The organism is Variovorax sp. LjRoot175 (assembly GCF_964253805.1).
In the GTDB taxonomy this organism is placed as follows: Bacteria; Pseudomonadota; Gammaproteobacteria; order Burkholderiales; family Burkholderiaceae_C; genus Variovorax.
This window is the reverse complement of the sequence record NZ_CAXURY020000001.1, coordinates 2953168-2969686: the sequence shown is the minus strand read 5'-3', so window position 1 is coordinate 2969686 and position 16519 is coordinate 2953168. Positions and strand designations below refer to the sequence as shown.

Below are 16519 nucleotides of genomic sequence, written 5' to 3'. Positions count from 1 at the left end.
GCTGGACAAGTGTCCTGATTGAAACTAAAGTGCCGCCGTGTCCGGAAGCGGCCACCAGCGAAAAGCACCTATTGGAGACAAGACGATGATGACGCCTGGTCAAAGCAGGATGAAGGCCATCATCCGCGAGACTTCGGCATGAACGCGCTCGCGGTCGATCTCCTGGGGCGTGATCGTGGACTTGAAGAGCAGCTGGTGAATCATGCCGAGCATGAGCGAAGCATCGATTGCGGCGTTGCGGCCGGAGAAACGCCTGATCAGGTTGGCCAGCCGGTTCAAGAGCATGCCCCGATAGGCTTCGATGTGCTGCCTGATCGGCTTGTCCGAACGATAGACGTAGAGGAAGTTCAGCTCGACCGCCACGCCCACCGGGTGCTCGGTCGCCTGGCGAAGAATGAACTCGGCGAGCCGCTGCGACAGCAGCTTGTGCAGCGTGCGGCGCGCGCCCGGCGACAGGGGCCAGGTCGTCGTGCGGCTGGCCATCAGCGCGTCGAGCTCTTCCAGGTGCTTGACGTTGTCGTCGGCCGCCAGAACGGTGAAATGGATGAAAGCCTGCTCCAGCAGGTCCGGCAGGCTCGAGAAGAAGTAGGTGGTGAGCGACTTGGGGACGCCGGCTTCCGCGGCGATGGAGCGATGCGTGATCGAGTAGATGCCTTGCTTGGCGATCGACACCAGCGCCGCATCCAGCAGCAGCTTTTTCGACTGCTCTCCCTTGGTGCTTTTCACGCGCTTGGGTTCGGCAGCAGGCGCTTCGGTGTTCGGGCTCGGATGCCCGGCCTTGCCGGGTCTCGCACTGCGGGTTTCTGTCATTGTGTGATGGGCCGAAGATTGAATGAATCTCGAATCAGGCGGACACCAAAGCCCGCGAAATTTTCGAACTCTATTTGAATAGGAGCTTACAGATGCTGGGTTTGATGCAGGACCAACCGTTGCTGATCTCGTCGCTGATCGAGTTCGCCGAGCGCCACAACGGCGACGCCGAGATCGTCTCGCGGCGCGTCGAAGGCGACATCCACCGCAGCACCTGGCGCCAGATCGCTGCGCGCGCGCGCCGGGTCGCCAGCGCGCTGGACCTCGAGCAACTGCTCTTTTCCGACCGCATCGCCACGCTGGCCTGGAACGGCTACCGCCACCTGGAGCTCTACTACGGCGTGAGCGGCAGCGGCCGCGTGCTGCACACCATCAATCCGCGCCTGCATCCCGACCAGATCGCCTGGATCGCGAACCATGCCGAAGACCAGGTCCTGTGCTTCGATCTCACTTTCCTGCCGCAGATCCAGGCCGTGCATGCCAAGTGCACCACCATCAGAAAGTGGATTGCGCTATGTGATGCCGACAAGCTTCCGGCCGACAGCGGCATCCCCAACCTAGTGAGTTACGAGGCCTGGATCGCGCCTCATTCCGACACCTATGCCTGGCCCAGCTTCGACGAGAACTCGGCCTCGAGCATGTGCTACACGAGCGGCACCACCGGCAATCCGAAGGCCGCGCTCTACAGCCACCGCTCCACGATGCTGCATGCTTATGCGGCCGCCTTGCCGGACGTGATGGCGATCTCGGCGCGCGATTCGGTGCTGCCGGTGGTGCCGATGTTCCACGTCAACGCCTGGGGCATTCCGTACTCGGCCGCGCTGGTCGGCGCCAAGCTGGTGTTTCCCGGCCCCGCGCTCGACGGCAAGTCTGTGTTCGAGCTGATCGAATCCGAGAAGGTGAGTTTTGCCGGCGGTGTGCCGACCGTCTGGCAGATGATGCTGGGCCATATGCAGGCCAACGGCCTCAAGTTCTCGACGCTCAAGCGTACCGTGATCGGCGGCTCGGCCTGCCCGCCGGCCATGATCAACGCCTTCCAGCAGCAGTACGGCGTCGAGGTGCTGCATGCCTGGGGCATGACCGAGATGTCGCCGCTGGGCACCTTGTGCACGCTGAAGAACAAGCACCTCGCGCAGTCGCCCGAGCAGCAGACGGCCATCCGCATGAAGCAGGGCCGCGCCATCTTCGGCGTCGACATGAAGATCGTCGACGGCGACGGCAAGGATCTGCCCTGGGACGGCAAGACCTCCGGCGATCTGCTGGTCATGGGGCCGTGGGTGGTCAAGGAGTATTTCAAGGGCGAGGGCGGCGACCCGCTGGTGCCCGACCAGCAGGGGCGCGGCTGGTTCCCTACCGGCGACGTGGCGACCATCGATGCCGACGGCTTCCTTCAGATCACCGACCGCAGCAAGGACGTGATCAAGTCCGGCGGCGAGTGGATCAGTTCGATCGACATCGAGAACATCGCCGTGGCCCATCCGGCGGTCGCGATGGCGGCGTGCATCGGCGTGGCACACCCGAAATGGGACGAGCGCCCGATCGTGATCGTGGTGAAGAAGCCGGGCGCCGAACTCACGCGCGACGAGCTCTTGGCCTTCTACGGCGGCAAGACGGCAAAGTGGCAGGTTCCCGACGACGTGGTTTTCGTCGACGCCATTCCGCTCGGCGCGACCGGCAAGATCCTGAAGACGCGCCTGCGCGAGCAGCTGCGCGACTACAAGCTGCCCGGGTGCTGAAAAGGCGTCGATCCTACCGGCGGGTAGCACCAGCGCAGTGCGTCCTGTCGCATGAGTGATAGAAACCGCCCCCGCCGCGGAACGCTTACGGGCATTCCCTGACGGGCGGGGTCAGAAAGACTTGTAATCTCGTTGCGCATTGCAGCACAGAACAGGAGACATCGAATGAAATACGCTCTGAAGATCGCCAGCGCGGCCATCCTCGCCGCCACCGCCACCGGCGCCCTTGCCCAGAAGGGCGAGACCGTCCGCATCGCGATGATCGAAGGGCTCTCGGGCCCGTTCGCCAACGTCGGCCAGAACCAGCTCAAGAGCTGGCAGCTGGTCGCGGAGAAGCTCAGCGGCGCCAAGAACGCGGCGGGCGTCAAGTTCGAGGTCATCGGCATGGACAGCAAGAGTTCGCCGCAGGAAGCGCTGAACCTCCTGAAGGCAGCCAGCGACCAGGGCTTTCGCTACGTCACGCAGGGCAACGGCTCGAATGTCGCCGTGCCGCTCGCCGATGCCGTCGCCAAGCACAACGAGCGCAATCCCGGCAAGGAGATCATCTACCTGAACTATGCCGCGGTCGACCCGGTGCTCACGAACGAGAAGTGCAGCTTTGCGCATTTCCGGCTCGACGCCGACACGTCGATGAAGATGGCCGCGCTCACCTCCTTCATGAAGGATCAGCCCAAGATCTCGAAGGTCTACCTGATCAACCAGAACTACTCCCATGGCCAGCAGGTCTCGAAGTACTTCAAGGAAGGCATGGCGCGCAACCGGCCCGACGCCAAGATCGTGGGCGACGATCTGCACCCGCTGGGCCAGGTCAAGGACTTCGCACCCTACGTGGCCAAGATCAAGCAGTCGGGCGCCGACACGATCGTCACCGGCAACTGGGGGCAGGACATGACCCTGCTGATCAAGGCGCTGAACGATTCGGGCCTGAAGCTGCCGATCTACGCCTACTACGCCGGCGTGTCCGGCACGCCGACCGCACTGGCTTCGGGCGGCGAACTAGAGGTCTACCAGATCGCCTACAACCACTCGAACTACACCGGCGAGCTGGGCACCTTGATGAACGAGTTCAAGACCAAGTTCGGCGACGACTTCTACACCTTCTCGATCTACAACGCGATCCTGATGATGGGCGAGGGCATAGCCAAGGCCAAGTCCACCGACCCCATGAAGGTCGCCGGGGCGATGGAAGGATTGAAGTTCAAGGGCTTCAACGGCGAAACCGAGATGCGCAAGACCGACCACCAGCTGCAGCAGGGACTCTGGATCTCCAAGTGGCAGAAGGTCGATGCCAAGTACAAGTACAGCGTGGAGAACACCGGCTACACGTTCGCGCCGGTGAAATACCTCGAGCCCTACATCGCAAGCACGCCGACGTCTTGCGAGATGAAGCGGCCGGCACCGTAATACCGGCACACCAGCGAAACGCCGGTGGGTGATGGAAGTCGCTCACCGGCGCTTTTTTTGACTTCGCCCCTCGCGGCTGCAACGACGACGACGACACCGTGGAATTCTTCGCCATATCCTTGCTGAACGGCCTCAGCTACGGGCTGCTGCTGTTCATGCTGAGCTCGGGCCTGACGCTGATCTTCAGCATGATGGGCGTGCTCAACTTCGCGCACACCAGCTTCTACATGCTGGGTGCCTATTTCGCCTACACCATCTCGGGTGTGCTGGGCTTCTGGACCGCCCTGGTCGTCGCGCCCCTGCTGGTCGGCGTGCTGGGCGCGCTCTTCGAGCGCTACAGCCTGCGGCGCGTTCACAAGTTCGGCCACGTGCCCGAGTTGCTGGTGACTTTCGGTCTGTCCTACCTGATCCTCGAGCTGGTGCAGCTGGTCTGGGGTCGTGCGACGGTGCCGTACGGGCTGCCGGAGCAACTGCAGGGGCCGCTGTTCACCCTGTTCGGGACGCAGTTTCCCAAGTCGAGATCCTTCATCATGCTGCTCGCGCTGCTGATGCTGCTGTCGGTCTGGCTCTTGCTGACCCGCACCCGCATCGGCCTGGTGATCCAGGCTGCGCTCACGCATCCGGAGACGGTGGAAGCGCTGGGCCACAACGTGCCGCGGGTGTTCATGCTCGTGTTCGGCGGAGGCGCAGCGCTGGCTGCGCTGGCCGGCGTGATCGGCGGGAACACCTACGTCACCGAGCCTGCCATGGCCGGGGCGGTCGGGTCGATCGTGTTCGTGGTGGTGGTGGTCGGCGGGATGGGCTCATTGGCTGGGGCCTTCCTCGCATCGCTCCTGATCGGCGTATTGCAGACCTTCGCCGTGGCCATCGACGAGTCCTTGGCGTCCGGGCTGCAGGCCGTGGGCGTCACCGTGACCCCCAGCACCTTCGGGTACGAACTGCTTCAGCTCAGCGTCGCGCAAATCGCTCCGATCCTGCCGTACCTGTTCCTGGTGCTGATCCTGATCTTCCGGCCCAAGGGGTTGCTCGGAAAGCGCGAGGGCTGAAAACATGACGACCCATGCAAGCACTTCTGCGGCGCGCGCCGACGACACGCCGGTGTCCGGCGCCGGTACGCGGAAGACCGCCTACTATCGCTTCAAGCCCTGGAACATCGGGCGCGTGCTGATCTGGACGCTCTTCGCCCTGAGCCTGATCATCGCGCCGCTGGTGTTTCGCAGCAGCCTGGCGCTCACCATGCTGTCGCAGATCGGCTATCTCATCATCATCTGCCTGAGCTACAACATCCTGCTCGGGCAGGGCGGCATGCTGAGCTTCGGCCACGCCGTCTACACGGGGCTGGGCGCCTTCGTCGCGGTGCACGCGATGAATCTCGCCACCAAGGGTGCCATGCCGCTGCCGCTGGTGACGATTCCGCTGGTCGGCGGCGTGGCGGGCGTGCTGTTCGCGATCCTGCTGGGCTATGTGACCACCAAGAAGTCCGGCACCACTTTCGCGATGATCACGCTGGGCATCGGCGAGTTGGTCGCGGCCATGTCGCTGATGTTTCCGGGCTTCTTCGGCGGCGAGGGTGGCGTCACGACCAACCGGGTCTACGGCTCGCCTTTCCTCGGCTTGAGCTTCGGGCCGCAGATCCAGGTGTACTACCTGATCGCGGCGTACTGCTTCGTCTCGACGGCGCTCATGTTCGCGTTCACCGGCACGCCGCTGGGCCGCATGCTCAACGCGGTGCGCGACAACCCCGAGCGCGTCGAGTTCATCGGCTACGACACCCAATGGGTGCGCTACCTCGCCTTCATCATTGCTGGTTTCTTCGCCGGCATCGGCGGCGCGCTGGCGGCCATCAATTTCGAGATCGTCAACGCATCCGACAGCCTGAGCACGATTCGCTCGGGCGGCTACCTCCTGTTTACCTTCCTGGGCGGAGCCACCTTCTTCTTCGGCCCGATCATAGGCGCCGTGTTGCTGGTACTGGCGTCGGTGCTGCTGTCGGAGCTCACCAAGGCCTGGCTGCTGTACCTGGGGCTGGTGTTCCTGTTCATGGTGATGTTCGCGCCGGGCGGCATCGCCAGCCTGATCATGATGAACCTGCGCGTTGCCAAGTTCGGCAAGTTCAAGCGCCTGTGGGGTCTCTACGGCGGCCTGATCCTGACCGGGGCCGTGATGGTGGTCGGCGCGGCGGCGCTGGTCGAGATGATCTATCACGTGCAGCTCAACATGGCGCTGGGCCCGAAGCTCAACTTCATGGGCGTGGAGCTCGACGTCTCCAGCGCGGCCAGCTGGATCGGGGCCGGCGTCGTGCTTGCCGTGGGCGTGTTGCTGGTGGAATGGGTGCGACGCCGCTTCGTGAAGGTCTGGGGCCATATCCAGGAAGAGATCGAGGCCGAGATCAAGCGGAGGGAGCTCGCATGACCCACGCACTCGAATTGAAGGCCTTGCGCAAGAACTTCGGCAAGACCGAGATCATCCGTGGCGTCGACCTGGCGGTAGAAGCCGGCGAGCGCATCGCGATCATCGGGCCCAACGGCGCCGGCAAGTCCACGCTCTTCAACCTCATCAGCGGCCGGCTCGAGCCGACCAGCGGCGAGGTGCTGCTGCATGGCCAGCGCATCGACGGCCACAGGCCCTACGAGATCAACCGCCGCGGCCTTTCGCGCAGCTTCCAGATCACCAACATCTTCCCCAAGCTCAGCGTGTTCGAGAACCTGCGCTGCGGCGTGCTGTGGAGCCTGGGCTACCGCTACACCTTCCTGCGCTTTCTGTCGAAGCTCGACGATGCGAACGAGCGCACCGAGGAGTTGCTGCGCCAGGTGGGACTCGAAAGAAAGCGCGACGTGCATGCGGTGAACCTCACCTATGCCGAACAGCGGGCGCTGGAGATCGGCGTCACCATCGCCGGCGGCGCCAGCGTGATCCTGCTCGACGAGCCCACGGCCGGCATGAGCAAGACCGAGACCGCGCACTTCATCGCGCTGATCAAGCAGGTGACGATCGGCAAGACCCTGCTCACCGTGGAGCACGACATGGGCGTGGTGTTCGGCCTGGCCGACAAGATCGCGGTGGTCGTCTACGGCGAGGTGATCGCCTTCGACACGCCCGCGGCGGTGCGCGCCAATGCGCGCGTGCAGGAGGCGTACCTGGGCTCTTCGGTCGCGGACGCGCAGAGCGGAGGACACTGAAGAAATGCTCAAGCTCCAGGACATCCACGCCTACTACGGCAAGAGCCATGTGTTGCATGGCGTTTCATTTGCGGTCGGTCCCGGCGAGATCGTGGCCTTGCTGGGCCGCAACGGCTCGGGCCGCTCGACCACGGCCAAGGCCATCATGGGCCTGGTGCATGCCGAAGGCGGCCTGCACTGGAAGGAAGAGGACATCCTGCGCCGCAAGGCCTACGAGATCGCGCACATGGGCATCGGCTACGTGCCCGAGAACCGCGACATCTTCCCCAAGCTCACGGTACACCAGAACCTGCTGCTCGGGCAGAAGGGCAAGGGGAAGGGCAGCCGCTGGCAGTTCGACGACATGTACGGCATGTTCCCGCGCCTGAAGGAGCGCCAGCACACCGAGGCCGGCGTGCTCTCGGGCGGCGAGCAGCAGATGCTGACGCTGTGCCGCACGCTGATGGGCGACCCCGACCTGATCATCATCGACGAGCCGACCGAGGGCCTCGCGCCCAAGATCGTCGAGCTGGTGGGCCAGTACCTGCGCACGCTCAAGGACAAGGGCATCTCGGTGCTGCTGATCGAGCAGAAGCTGACGATTGCGATGCAGATCTCCGATCGCGCGCTGGTCATGGGCCATGGCAGCATCGTGTTCGACGGCACGCCGGACAGCCTGCGTGCCGATGCCGCGACCCGCAAGGAGTGGCTGGAGGTCTGACCGCCAGCCAACTTGTCTCGGCAGCGACTGATACCCGGTTGCGGGGTCACGCGAAACGCCTAGAATTTCAAACAAAAAAGAACACTCGTGCTTTTTAACGCGAGGCCCCTTTTTTCGATCCTCCCCCATCCCAAAGGAACGCAGCATGACGGCTGAATACAAAGTGCTCGGCGACGTCGCCGTGATCACCCTGACCAACCCCCCGGTCAATGGCCTCGGTTTCTCGACGCGCATCGGCATCACCGACGGCCTCTCGAAAGCGCTCGACGACGCGGCCGTCAAGGCGATCGTGATCACCGGCGCGGGCAAGGCCTTCTCGGGCGGCGCCGACATCAAGGAGTTCGGCACGCCCAAGGCGCTGCAGGAGCCCAATCTGCTGAGCGTGATCCTCGCGCTCGAGGCATCGACCAAGCCGATCGTCGCGGCCATCCATTCGGTCTGCATGGGCGGCGGCCTCGAGCTGGCCCTGGGCTGCCACTACCGCGTGGCCGCACCCGGCACCAGCGTCGCGCTGCCCGAGGTCAAGCTGGGCCTGCTGCCCGGCGCCGGCGGCACGCAGCGCCTGCCGCGCGTGCTGGGCGTGGAGACCGCGCTCAACATGATCGTGAGCGGCGAGGCCGTCAAGAGCGAGCTGCTCGCCTCGCTGCCCGGCCAGAAGCTGTTCGACAAGCTGGCCGCTTCGCCGGAATCGCTGTTCGAGGAAGCGGTCGAGTTCGCCAAGTCGGTGGCCGGCAAGAGCGGCGAGCTGCCGCTGGTGCGCAAGCTGCCGTGCAAGCATCCGCAGGGCGACGCCTACTTCCAGTTCGCGCGCAACATGGTCGGCGGCATGTCGAAGAACTACCCGGCGCCGCTCAAGTGCGTGGATGCGGTGCAGGCCGCCACGCAGATGAAGTTCGACGACGGCATGGCCGAAGAGCGTCGCCTCTTCACCGCGCTGATGTTCACGCCCGAATCGTTGGCGCTGCGCCACCTGTTCATGGCCGAGCGCGCGGCCTCGCGCATTCCCGACGTGCCGGAAGACACGTCGCAGCGCACCGTCAAGTCGGTCGGCGTGATCGGCGCCGGCACCATGGGCGGCGGCATCTCGATGAACTTCCTGAACGCGGGCATCCCGGTCAAGATCCTCGAGATGAAGCAGGAGGCGCTCGACCGCGGCATCGCCACCATTCGCAAGAACTACGAAGCGCAGGTCAAGAAGGGCAAGCTCAAGGCCGAGAAGTACGAGGAGCGGATGGCGCTGCTGTCCACCACGCTCGACTACAACGACCTGAAGGACGCCGACCTGATCATCGAGGCCGTGTTCGAGGAGCTCGGCGTCAAGGAGAAGGTGTTCAAGGAACTGGACCGCGTCGCCAAGGCCGGTGCCATCCTGGCTTCCAACACCTCCACGCTCGACGTCGACAAGATTGCCGCCTTCACCAAGCGCCCGCAGGACGTGGTCGGCATGCACTTCTTCAGCCCGGCCAACGTGATGAAGCTGCTCGAAGTGGTGCGCGGCAAGGAGACGGCCAAGGACGTACTGGCCACCGTGATGGCGATCGCCAAGAAGATCAAGAAGACGGCGGTGGTCTCCGGCGTGTGCGACGGCTTCATCGGCAACCGCATGATCGAGCAGTACTCGCGCCAGGCCGGCTTCCTGCTGGACGAGGGCGCGACGCCGCAGCAGGTAGACCGCGCCATCGAGAAGTTCGGCTTCGCCATGGGCCCGTTCCGCATGGGCGACCTGGCGGGCAACGACATCGGCTGGGCGATCCGCAAGCGCCGCGCCACCGAGCAAGCCGACATGAAGTACAGCAAGACGGCCGACAAGCTCTGCGAGCTGGGCCGCTTCGGCCAGAAGACCGGGGCAGGGTGGTACGACTACCAGGCCGGCAAGCGCGATGCGATCCCGAGCCAGGTCGTGCTCGACCTGATCGAGAAGCACCGCAAGGACGAAGGCATCACGCCGCGCAAGATCTCCGACGAAGAGATCGTGCAGCGCCTGGTCTATGCGCTCGTGAACGAAGGCGCGCACATTCTCGAGGACGGCATCGCCTCCAAGTCGGGCGACATCGACATGGTCTACCTCACCGGCTACGGCTTCCCGGTGTGGCGCGGCGGCCCGATGCACTATGCCAACCAGGTCGGTCTCTACAACGTGGCCGAGGCGATGAAGCGCTTTGCGAAGAACCCGCGCGATGACGCGGGCTTCTGGCAGCCCGCGCCGCTGATCCAGAAGCTGGTGGCCGAAGGCAAGCAGTTCAGCTGAAGCGACGGCGAGGACGGGCTGTGATCAAGAGGACGTTGCTCGTGCTGCTGCTGGCGCTGCTTGTGCTGGCGGTGGTCATCGCGGGCAACACCTGGCGCACGCCCTCGCGGCAGTTGCAGGTGCCGGCGGTACAGAAGGTCGCGGTCGACGCCAAGGCGGCGGCCGAGCGGCTCTCGGGCGCGATCCCGATCCGCACCGTATCGAGCTTCGAAGGTGGGCAGCAGAACGGCGAGGAGTTCAAGAAGCTCCATGCCTACCTGGCGCAGCAGTTTCCCAAGCTGCATGCGACGCTGAAGAAGGAAGTCGTCGGCGACAACGCGCTGCTCTACACCTGGACCGGCAGCGACCCCGCTGCCTGGCCGGTTGCGCTTATGGCGCACCAGGACGTGGTGCCGATCGCGCCGGGCACCGAGAAGGCCTGGGAGGTCGAGCCCTTCAGCGGCCAGATCAAGGACGGCTTCGTCTGGGGTCGCGGCACCTGGGACAACAAGGGCAACCTGCTGGCGCAGATGGAAGCCATCGAGATGCTGGTGGCCAGCGGCTTCCAGCCGCGGCAGACGGTGTATCTGGTCGCGGGCGATGACGAGGAGGTCAGCGGCCTGCGTGGCGCGAAGCCGATTGCGGAACTGCTGAAGTCGCGCGGTGTCCGGCTCGAATGGGTGCTCGACGAGGGCCTGCTGGTCACCGAAGGCGTGCTCGCGGGCCTCGACAAGCCGGCCGCCCTGATCGGCCTGGCCGAGAAGGGCTACGGCACCTTCTTCCTCTCGCTCGATACGCCGCCGGGCCACTCGTCGATGCCGCCATCCAGCACGGCCATCGGCAGCATGAGCGCGGCGCTCGCAAAGCTCGAAGCGAACCCGATGCCAGCCGCGATCGGCGGCGTGGCGGGCGAGATGTTCGCGACGCTCGCGCCCGAGATGAAGGGCTTCGGCCGCGTGGCGCTCTCCAACCTCTGGCTCTTCGGCCCGGTGGTGCAGGGCCAGCTCGAGAAAGGCGTGAGCAGCAATGCGATGCTGCGCACCACCACCGCGCTGACCATCGTGCGTGCCGGCAACAAGGACAACGTGCTGCCGGGCCGTGCCGAGGCGGCCGTCAACTTCCGCGTGCTGCCGGGCGACACGCTGGCTTCGGTGGAGGCGCACATCCGCAAGACCGTCGCGAACGATGCGATCACGATCAAGCAGTATCCGGGCAACTCGGAGCCCTCGCCGGTGTCGCCCACCGACAGCGCGGGCTATCGGACCATCGCGCAATCGGTGCGCCAGACCTTTCCCGATGCCATCGTCGCGCCGGGCCTCATGATCGCCGCCACCGATTCGCGCCACTTCGCGATCGTGAGCGACGCGGTCTACCGCTTCTCGCCGGTACGCGCGCGGGGCGAAGATCTGTCGCGCTTCCACGGCACCAACGAGCGCATCTCGATCGCCAACTACGTCGAGATGATCCAGTTCTATCACCAGCTGTTGCGCAACACCGTGCAGCAGCCCCAGTAAGCATCACCCCTCTTTTTCAAAGGACCACACCATGACCAGCGCCGTCATCGTCTCCACCGCCCGCACGCCGCTCGCCAAGAGCTGGAAGGGCGCCTTCAACATGACGCACGGCGCCACGCTCGGCGGCCATGCGGTGCAGCACGCGGTGGCGCGCGCCGGCATCGAGCCTGCCGAAGTCGACGACGTGATCATGGGCTGCGCCAATCCCGAAGGCGCGACCGGCGCCAACATCGCGCGCCAGATCGCGCTGCGCGCCGGATTGCCGATCACCACCGCGGGCATGACCATCAACCGCTTCTGCTCCTCGGGCCTGCAGACCATCGCGACCGCGGCGCAGCGCATCATCGCGGGCGAGGGCGAGGTCTACGTGGCCGGCGGCGTCGAGAGCATTTCGTGCGTGCAGAACGAGATGAACAAGCACATGCTGGCCGACCCCTGGCTGGTGAAGCACAAGCCCGAGATCTACTGGAACATGCTGCAGACCGCCGAGCAGGTCGCCAAGCGCTACGACATCGGCCGCGACGCCATGGACGAGTACGGCGCCGCGAGCCAGCAGAAGGCCACCGCCGCGCTCGAGGCCGGCCTCTTCAAGGCCGAGATCGCGCCGATCACCGTCCTGGCCGGCGTGGCCGACCCGGTGCTGGGCCTGCGTACCAAGGAAGTCACGGTCGAGAACGACGAAGGCATCCGCCCCGGCACCACCAAGGAAGGCATCAGCGGCATCCGTCCGGCGATTCCGGGCGGCGTGATCTCGGCCGGCAACGCCAGCCAGTTCTCCGACGGCGGCGGCGCCTGCGTGGTGGTTGACGAGAAGTACGCCGAGAAGAAGGGCCTGAAGCCGCTCGGCCGCTTCCTCGGCTTCGCGGTCGCGGGCTGCGAGCCCGACGAGATGGGCATCGGCCCGGTGTTCGCGATCCCGAAGGTGCTGAAGCGCCTGGGCCTCAAGGTCGGCGACATCGACCTCTGGGAGCTCAACGAGGCCTTCGCGGTGCAGGTGATCTACTGCCGCGACAAGCTCGGCATCCCGGGCGACCGCCTGAACGTGAACGGGGGCGCCATCGCCGTCGGCCACCCGTATGGCGTGAGCGGCCAGCGCCTGACCGGCCATGCGCTGATCGAAGGCAAGCGCCGCGGCGCCAAGAAGGTGGTCGTCACGATGTGCATCGGCGGCGGCATGGGCGCAGCCGGCGTATTCGAGGTACTCTGAGCCTGCTGCGAGGGCCGAACTGAAGACCGGAGGTGAAGGGCGCAGAGCGTCCTTCGCGCCCGGTTTCCGAATTGAAAGTCACGAAATGAGCCTTCGTCCCACCCTCGACTTCCTGCTCTACGACTGGCTCCACGTCGAGTCGCTCAACGAGCGCGCGCGCTTTGCCGATCACTCGCGCGAAACCTTCGATGCCGTGCTCGACACCTGCGAGCGCATCGCGCGCGAGAAGTACGCGCCGAACAACCGCATCGTCGACACCCAGGAGCCGCACTTCGACGGCGACAAGGTGATCCTGCCGCAGGCCACGCACGATGCGCACAAGGCCTTTGCCGAATCCGGCATGCTGAGCGCCGCACAGGACTACGAGATCGGCGGCATGCAACTGCCCTACACCGTGCAGGCGGCGTCCAACAGCTTCTTCGCGATGGCCTCGGTCAGCATCGGCTCCGGCATGCTGACCAGCGGCAATGCCAACCTGCTGATGGTTCACGGCACGCCCATGCAGCAATCGGTGTTCGCGAAGAACGAGTTCGCAGGCCGCTGGTCGGGCACCATGTGCCTGTCGGAGCCGCAGGCCGGCTCCAGCCTCAGCGACGTGGCGACGCGTGCCGTGCCCGACGGCGCCGATTTCCGGGACGATCCGCTCGGGCCCCGCTATCGGCTCTTCGGCAACAAGATGTGGATCTCGGCCGGCGACCATGAGCTGACCGAGAACATCGTGCACATCGTGCTGGCCAAGATCCCCGACGAGAAGGGCAAGCTCATCCCGGGCACGCGTGGCATTTCGCTCTTCATCGTGCCGAAGAAGATGGTCGATGCCGAAGGGCAACTCACCGGCGAACGCAACGATGTCGCGCTCGCGGGCCTCAACCACAAGCTGGGCTGGCGCGGCACCACCAACACGCTCCTGAACTTCGGCGAGGGCAAGTTCCCCGTTGGTGGCAAGGCCGGTGCGGTGGGTTACCTCGTCGGCGAGCCCGGCAAAGGCTTGCACTGCATGTTCCACATGATGAACGAGGCGCGCATCGGTGTCGGCACCGCGGCGACCATGCTGGGCATGGCCGGCTACCACGCATCGCTCGACTATGCACGGAACCGGCCGCAAGGGCGCCCGCCAGGCCCGGCCGGCAAGGACGCGGCCAAGCCGCAGGTGCGCATCATCGAGCATGCCGACGTGCGCCGCATGCTGCTCGCACAGAAGGCGTATTGCGAAGGCGCGCTGGCGCTCGAGCTCTATTGCGCGCGCCTGGTCGACGAGCAGAAGACCGGTGACGCGCAGGCCGCCGACGACGCGCGCCTGCTGCTGGAGGTGCTCACGCCGATCGCCAAGAGCTGGCCCAGCGAATGGTGCCTGGAGGCCAACTCGCTCGCGATCCAGGTGCACGGCGGCTACGGCTATACGCGCGACTTTCCGGTGGAGCAGTACTGGCGCGACAACCGCCTGAACATGATCCACGAAGGCACGCACGGCATCCAGGCGGCCGACCTGCTGGGCCGCAAGGTGCTGATGGAAGACGGCCGCGGCCTGCAGCTCTTGGCCGTGCGCATTACCGACACCATCGCGCGCGCGGCCCGCGTGCCCTCGCTGGCTGCGCATGCCAAGGCGCTGGCCGAAGCGCTGCAGCGCATCGGCAACGCGACCAAGGCAGCCTGGGCCACCGGCAATCCGCAGGAGGCGCTGGCCAATGCCGTGCCCTACATGCAAGCCTTCGGCCATACGGTGCTGGCCTGGATCTGGCTCGACGTGGCGCAGCACGCGCTCGAACGCGACGCGTCGAAGGCGCTGCCGGCCACGGCCGGGCGTATCGGCGCGACCGACTATTTCTTCAACTACGAACTGCCGAAGATCGGTGCCTGGCTCAATGTGGTCGAACGGCGCGACCCGACCTGCGCAGCCCTGCCCGAGGAGGCTTTCTGATGGCCGTCAAACCCCACGCCACGCTCGAGAAATGGATCTGGATCCTGATCTACGGTGGCCTCTTCATGCTGATCCTCGGCATCGCGACCGGCCGATCGGACGAGACCCTCGGCTGGGTCATGGCCGTCCCAGGCGTGGCCGTGGCCATTGTCGGCGTGGTCCTCATCTACGTTCGCTCCCGCCTGAAGGACTGACATGCCCCCAAGCTCACTTCGTTCGCTGCCCCCCGAGGGGGCGCTCATTGCCCTTCGGGCGGCCGGGCGGGCAATGCCATGATCAAGCACATCGTGATGTGGAAGCTCAAGGACCCGGCCAAGGCCGCGCTGTTCAAGGAGAAGCTCGACAGTTGCCGCGGCCTGGTGCCGGGCATGCGCCAGTTCGAGGTCGCGGTGCGTGCGCCGGGACTCGAAGCCAACTGCGACGTTGTGCTGTGCTCGGCCTTCGACGACAAGGCCGCGCTGCAGGCCTACCTGGAGCATCCGCAGCACGTCGAAGTGTCCGCGGTGCTCGGCACACTGCGCGAAGCCCGCAGCGTCCTCGACTACGAAACCCCCTGAACCCTCGGAGACACCCATGACCGCACGCAGCATCCAGAAACTGTTCGACCTCAGCGGCAAGACCGCGCTCGTCACCGGCGGCTCGCGCGGCCTCGGCCTGCAGATGGCCCATGCGCTCGGCGAAGCCGGCGCCAAGATCATGCTGAGTTCGCGCAAGGCCGACGACCTGGAGCAGGCCGCGGCCGAGTTGCAGGCGGCCGGCATCGACGCCCGCTGGATCGCGGCCGATTGCTCGAAGGAAGAGGACACGCGCCGCCTGGCCGACGAGACGCTGGAGCGCCTGGGCGCGGTCGACATCCTGGTCAACAACGCGGGCGCGAGTTGGGGCGCGCCGGCCGAAGACCATCCGGTCGAGGCCTGGGACAAGGTCATGAACCTCAACGTGCGCGGCTACTTCATCCTCGCGCAGCAGATCGCGCGCGGCTACATGATCCCGAAGAAGACTGGCCGCATCATCAACATCGCCTCCATCGCGGGCCTGAACGGCAACCCGCCCGAGATGCAGACCCTGGCCTACAACACCTCGAAGAGCGCCGTGATCGGCTTCACCCACACGCTGGCGGCCGAATGGGGCAAGTACAACATCAACGTCAACGCCATCTGCCCCGGCTTCTTCATGACCAAGATGGCCGCGGGCCTGATCAAGTCGATCGGCGAGGAGAAGATGGCCTCGCATGCGCCGCTGGGCCGCCTCGGCGACGACGAAGACCTTAAGGGCATCACGCTGCTGTACGCGAGCGATGCCGGCAAGCACATCACCGGCCAGTGGCTGGCGATCGACGGCGGCGTGAGCGTGGTGCTCGGAGCTTGAGGTGGACGACATCAACGTCCGCTCCTACACGAGCCAGATCCCGTTTGCGCGGCATCTGGGCTTCGAGCTCACGAAGTTCGAGGGCGGCGAGTCCGAGATCCGCTACACGGCGAAGCCCGAGCATCTCAACACCTTCGACGTGACCCACGGCGGCGCCTGCATGACGCTGCTCGACATCACCATGGCCGCGGCCGCGCGCAGCCAGACGCCGGAGATGGGCGTGGTCACGATCGAGATGAAAACCAGCTTCATGCAACCCTCGGTCGGCCCGCTGCATGCGCGCGGCAAGCTGATCCACCGCACCGCGACGCTGGCCTTCACCGAAGCGAAGATCTACGACGAGCAGGAGCGCGTCTGTGCCCATGCCACCGGCACCTTCAAGTACGTGAAGCGGCGCCTTCCCACCGGCCCCGGCAGCGCCAACGCGATGCGTCCGCCGTCCACAGATTAGGAGAC

Annotated in this window: 15 protein-coding genes; 14 read left to right on the top strand and 1 reads right to left on the bottom strand. The window is 65.5% G+C overall.

Annotated elements, in window-relative coordinates:
• Positions 1-99: 99 nt before the first annotated feature.
• A complete protein-coding gene (locus ACSQ89_RS14765) occupies positions 100-810 on the bottom strand; it encodes a TetR/AcrR family transcriptional regulator (RefSeq protein ID WP_093108744.1) in 711 nt (236 codons plus the stop codon).
• A gap of 92 nt (positions 811-902) precedes the next feature.
• Here ACSQ89_RS14765 and ACSQ89_RS14760 point away from each other — a divergent pair, with 92 nt between their 5' ends.
• The 14 genes from ACSQ89_RS14760 to ACSQ89_RS14695 all read left to right on the top strand — a co-directional run bounded on the left by ACSQ89_RS14760 (position 903) and on the right by ACSQ89_RS14695 (position 16514).
• The gene (locus ACSQ89_RS14760) at positions 903-2546 is read left to right on the top strand and encodes a 3-(methylthio)propionyl-CoA ligase (RefSeq protein ID WP_436290286.1); all 1644 of its coding nucleotides are present in this window, start codon (positions 903-905) and stop codon (positions 2544-2546) included.
• A gap of 165 nt (positions 2547-2711) precedes the next feature.
• The gene (locus ACSQ89_RS14755) at positions 2712-3950 is read left to right on the top strand and encodes a branched-chain amino acid ABC transporter substrate-binding protein (protein WP_093108742.1); all 1239 of its coding nucleotides are present in this window, start codon (positions 2712-2714) and stop codon (positions 3948-3950) included.
• Positions 3951-4048: 98 nt separating this feature from the next.
• On the top strand, positions 4049-4996 hold the full coding sequence (locus ACSQ89_RS14750) for a branched-chain amino acid ABC transporter permease (RefSeq protein ID WP_093108741.1): 948 nt from the start codon (positions 4049-4051) through the stop codon (positions 4994-4996).
• Positions 4997-5000: 4 nt separating this feature from the next.
• Positions 5001-6362 carry a branched-chain amino acid ABC transporter permease gene (locus ACSQ89_RS14745; RefSeq protein WP_093108740.1) on the top strand — a complete coding sequence of 454 codons (1362 nt, stop codon included), beginning with the start codon at positions 5001-5003 and terminating at the stop codon, positions 6360-6362.
• Positions 6359-7129 (top strand): ABC transporter ATP-binding protein, encoded by a 771-nt coding sequence (locus tag ACSQ89_RS14740; RefSeq protein WP_093108739.1) that lies wholly within the window; start codon positions 6359-6361, stop codon positions 7127-7129. The genes ACSQ89_RS14745 and ACSQ89_RS14740 overlap by 4 nt, the downstream gene beginning before the upstream one ends.
• A 4-nt stretch (positions 7130-7133) precedes the next feature.
• Positions 7134-7829, top strand: a complete 696-nt coding sequence (locus ACSQ89_RS14735) for an ABC transporter ATP-binding protein (protein ID WP_093108738.1) — start codon at positions 7134-7136, stop codon at positions 7827-7829.
• 145 nt (positions 7830-7974) lie between these two features.
• Positions 7975-10077, top strand: coding sequence for a 3-hydroxyacyl-CoA dehydrogenase NAD-binding domain-containing protein (locus ACSQ89_RS14730; protein ID WP_436290288.1), 2103 nt, complete (start codon positions 7975-7977; stop codon positions 10075-10077).
• Positions 10078-10097: 20 nt separating this feature from the next.
• On the top strand, positions 10098-11570 hold the full coding sequence (locus ACSQ89_RS14725) for a M20 family peptidase (protein WP_436290289.1): 1473 nt from the start codon (positions 10098-10100) through the stop codon (positions 11568-11570).
• A gap of 31 nt (positions 11571-11601) precedes the next feature.
• Complete coding sequence (locus tag ACSQ89_RS14720; protein ID WP_093108735.1) at positions 11602-12777, top strand: acetyl-CoA C-acyltransferase; 1176 nt, start codon at positions 11602-11604, stop codon at positions 12775-12777.
• 85 nt (positions 12778-12862) lie between these two features.
• A complete protein-coding gene (locus tag ACSQ89_RS14715; protein WP_436290290.1) occupies positions 12863-14695 on the top strand; it encodes an acyl-CoA dehydrogenase in 1833 nt (610 codons plus the stop codon).
• A complete protein-coding gene (locus ACSQ89_RS14710) occupies positions 14695-14889 on the top strand; it encodes a hypothetical protein (protein WP_093108733.1) in 195 nt (64 codons plus the stop codon). The genes ACSQ89_RS14715 and ACSQ89_RS14710 overlap by 1 nt, the downstream gene beginning before the upstream one ends.
• A gap of 78 nt (positions 14890-14967) precedes the next feature.
• Positions 14968-15252 carry a Dabb family protein gene (locus ACSQ89_RS14705; protein WP_093108732.1) on the top strand — a complete coding sequence of 95 codons (285 nt, stop codon included), beginning with the start codon at positions 14968-14970 and terminating at the stop codon, positions 15250-15252.
• A 16-nt stretch (positions 15253-15268) separates the two neighbouring features.
• Positions 15269-16063: an SDR family oxidoreductase gene (locus tag ACSQ89_RS14700; RefSeq protein ID WP_436290291.1), complete on the top strand. Its 795-nt coding sequence runs from the start codon at positions 15269-15271 to the stop codon at positions 16061-16063.
• Between the two features lies 1 nt (position 16064).
• Complete coding sequence (locus ACSQ89_RS14695; protein WP_093108730.1) at positions 16065-16514, top strand: PaaI family thioesterase; 450 nt, start codon at positions 16065-16067, stop codon at positions 16512-16514.
• The last annotated feature ends 5 nt before the right edge of the window (positions 16515-16519 follow it).